Raw genomic sequence first — 2,885 nt, forward strand, 5'->3', positions numbered from 1 at the left:
CGGGCGGTGCTCGACCGCTCGCACAGCATCGGCGTACGCGGCGAGGTCACCGAGGATTACCTGCGCACCCTGGGCTTCTCCGCAGTCGAGCAGATCGGCTGCCCGTCGATGTTCCTGCACGGCGACAGCCTCCGGATCGAGAAGGCGAAGGCGACGCTGAACACCGAGGACCGGCTCGCGTTCGTCATCTCGCCGTACGTTCGGGCGCTGTCCCCGATCATCCAGCACCATCACCAGCGCTACCCGAACCTGCGGTACGTGGCGCAGGACCTGTACACCCTCGGCACCCTGCTCTACGGCGACCGGCCGCACCTGCGCGGCAAGTCCGACGGCATGCCGATCCACACCTCGCACCCGCTCTTCGTCGAGGACAAGGTGCGGATGTTCATGGACCCGTGGCCCTGGATGGAGTACCTCTCCGGCTTCGACTTCGCCTTCGGCACCAGGATCCACGGCACCATCACGGCGCTGATCTCCGGCACCCCCGGGTATCTCCTCGCCCACGACTCGCGCACCCTGGAGCTGGCCCGCTACTTCGGCATCCCGCACCGGATCATGCGGGACGTGCCGGCGGACGTGGACGCCGCCGACCTCTACGCGGAGGCCGACTACAGCGCCCTCAACGACGGCCACAAGGCCCGTTTCACCCGGATCATCGACTTCCTCGCCCGGCACGACCTCGGGCACGCGTTCGCCGACGGGGACAGCGCCACCCGCTTCGACCAGCAGGTCCGCCAGACCAGCTTCCCGCCCGCGGTGCGCCCGGCCACCGCCACCGCACCCGAGGACCTGCTGACCCGGATCCAGCGGCTGCGGGATCAGCAGCGGACGCTGGAGGAAACCCTCGACTCGCTGCGCTCCCAGCAGCTGAGCGAGCGGGTACGGCGGGCCGTCCGCGGGCCGGTGCGCCGGATGCTGCACCGCTGATCCTCGTACGCCTGTGCCAGTTCGCAGGTTTGTGTGGGTGCCGGGTATATCGGCTCTTCGACCCGGTGGTGGTGGCCGTCCATGCCGCGCTCCGCGCCGGAGACATCCCCGCCGCTACACGGGCCCGTCTGGAGTCGTGATCACGTGGCGGGAAAGGACTGGACGGGATGATGCTCGGGCTTGTAGCTTGCAGCTGGCCGTGACACCGCCCGAGGAGGTGAGACCCATGAAAGCTGTATCGATGTGGGTGCTCCCCCTCCCGTCACGGTCGGGCGTCTGACGTAGGTGTCGCCGGGAGCGCCTCGCCAAGAAGGCACTCCCGAAAGGCACACCTATGCACCCTCTGCAGTTCACCGCCGAGCCGTCGTCGAACGATACGGTCGAGCGCGACTCCACTGTGAGCGACGTCCCCGGCCTCCCATCGCCGGCCTCCGGCGCCGATCGTGCGCCCCTCATGTTCGACGTGATCATTGCCGGGTGCGGGCCGACTGGTGCGATGCTGGCCGCCGAACTGCGGCTGCACGATGTGCGGGTACTCGTTCTGGAGAAGGAAACCGAGCCCGTGTCGTTCGTCCGCATAGTCGGTCTGCACATTCGCAGTATCGAGCTGATGGCAATGCGCGGGCTGCTGGAGCGCGTTCTCGAACACGGAAGACAGCGTCCGGCCGGCGGCTTCTTCGCCGCTGTCAACAAACCCGCGCCCGACGGCCTGGATTCCGCGCACGCCTATCTGCTGGGCATCCCGCAGCCGGTCATCGTCAACCTGCTCGAAGAACATGCGATCGAACTGGGTGCGCAGGTCCGGCGCGGTTGTGCGGTGGCCGATTTCGAGCAGGACGACGAGGGTGTGACCGTCGAGCTGGCCGACGGGGAGCAGCTGCGTTCGCGCTATCTCGTCGGCTGTGACGGCGGGCGCAGTACGGTGCGCAAACTGCTCGGCGTCGGCTTCCCCGGCGAGCCCTCGCGGACCGAGACGCTGATGGGCGAGATGGAAGTGGGTGTGCCGCAGGAGGAGATCACCGCCAAGGTGACCGAAATCCGCGAGACCGATAAGCGATTCAGCCTCGGGCCCGCAGGCGTTGGGGTCTATCGCGTCGTGGTCCCCGTCGCGGGAGTCAGTGATCGTGCGGAACCGCCCACCCTCGAGGATTTCAAACAACAGTTGCGCACCATCGCCGGAACCGATTTCGGCGTGCACTCCCCGCGCTGGTTGTCCCGCTTCGGGGATGCCACCCGGCTAGCCGAACGTTATCGGGTCGGGCGGGTGCTGCTGGCCGGCGATGCGGCACACATCCATCCACCCACCGGCGGACAGGGCCTCAACCTGGGCGTTCAGGACGCATTCAACCTCGGCTGGAAACTGGCCGCACAGATCCGCGGCTGGGCGCCGGAAACACTGCTGGACACCTACCAGGCCGAACGTCATCCGGTCGCCGAGGAAGTGCTGGACAACACCCGCGCCCAGATGGAACTGCTGTCCACCGCACCGGGCCCGCAGGCCGTGCGCAGGCTGCTCACCGAACTGATGGACTTCGACGAGGTGAACCGCTACCTGATCGAGAAGATCACCGCGATCGGCATCCGCTACGACTTCGGCGAAGGCCCCGACCTGCTCGGCCGCCGCCTGCGCGACATCGACGTGAAACAGGGCCACCTCTACGGTCTGCTGCATCGCGGCCGCGGTCTGCTGCTGGACCGCACCGAACGCCTGACCGTCGGCGGCTGGTCGGACCGGGTCGATTACCTCGGGGATCCCACTGCGGTACTGGATGTTCCGTGCGTCCTGCTACGCCCCGACGGCCACGTCGCCTGGATCGGCGACGACCAACAGGACCTGGACGACCACCTCTCCCGCTGGTTCGGCAAGCCCGCCAACTAACCTGATCTCGCCGGTGAAACCGAATTGACATCCTCCCCGCCCTAAAGGACGGGGATTCCCTTGGTCGCCCTCGGGTTTT

Annotated in this window: 2 protein-coding genes; both read left to right on the forward strand. The window is 67.5% G+C overall.

Features of this window, described 5'->3' with window-relative positions; all coding sequences use genetic code 11:
- Positions 1-927, forward strand: a 927-nt coding sequence (locus ABZ570_RS33195) for a polysaccharide pyruvyl transferase family protein (protein WP_358072017.1), incomplete at its 5' end; no start/stop codon positions are given.
- Positions 928-1,381: 454 nt separating this feature from the next.
- Positions 1,382-2,806, forward strand: a complete 1,425-nt coding sequence (rox, locus tag ABZ570_RS33200; protein ID WP_358072019.1) for a rifampin monooxygenase — start codon at positions 1,382-1,384, stop codon at positions 2,804-2,806.
- The last annotated feature ends 79 nt before the right edge of the window (positions 2,807-2,885 follow it).

This window comes from Micromonospora sp. NPDC007271, assembly GCF_040634005.1.
Classification (GTDB): domain Bacteria; phylum Actinomycetota; class Actinomycetes; order Mycobacteriales; family Micromonosporaceae; genus Micromonospora.

Excerpts from the sequence above, each read along its gene's own strand:
- rox (WP_358072019.1), top strand. The coding sequence starts at position 1,382 with ATGTTCGACGTGATCATTGCCGGGTGCGGGCCGACTGGTGCGATGCTG.